The 564-nt window shown below is 36.0% G+C and carries 1 protein-coding gene; it reads right to left on the bottom strand.

The window, feature by feature from the left end; genetic code table 11:
* Positions 1–175: 175 nt before the first annotated feature.
* The coding region (locus HMPREF9441_RS16200) for a DUF3108 domain-containing protein (protein ID WP_008622998.1) at positions 176–564 on the bottom strand (389 nt) is incomplete at its 5' end.

Raw genomic sequence — 564 nt, 5'->3', positions numbered from 1 at the left:
CTCGGCGAGGCGCATAATTTTTCTCATATTACTATCTTGTCCGTATGCATTGGCTACTAACAAGATAGAAAGTGCTAAAAATAAGTTTTTCATAGTGTCGTTTCTTTACTTTTTTTATTATCGGTTTGGGCGACAAATATACGTAAAATTTTTAAACTATTTATGAAAAGATAAATTATTTTTTTAAATTTGTTTCGTGCTTAAGAGAATTGAAACCGTCGAGCTCTGCTATTAACGAGCCTACACGCAAGGCAGCCTTTAGTTTTACGGGTATTTTATTCTTGTCGTCAGTTATCCACATTGTGATACTTTCTTCTTCTTTAAACACGCGTCCGTCTTGCACTAAAGGGCAGAACTTCAGTGTATTAACTGTTCCGAAGTTAGTTTTTATTTGCTCTCTACCCAATAGCTTTAGCTTAAATTTATACACTTCATCATCATCAAAAATCATATCTAAGGAAACCTGCTCGCCTGTTTTGAGCTGGTCGATATTGGGGTAATGACGCAAAGCATAAAAAGCCGAGATAACATCTTGCAACCCGGGTTGAAAACTGATTTCGGTGT

Origin of the sequence: Paraprevotella clara YIT 11840 (assembly GCF_000233955.1) — a bacterium.
In the GTDB taxonomy this organism is placed as follows: Bacteria; Bacteroidota; Bacteroidia; order Bacteroidales; family Bacteroidaceae; genus Paraprevotella; species Paraprevotella clara.
Note: the sequence above shows the minus strand (reverse complement) of the source record. Positions and strands in the feature narration are given on the sequence as shown.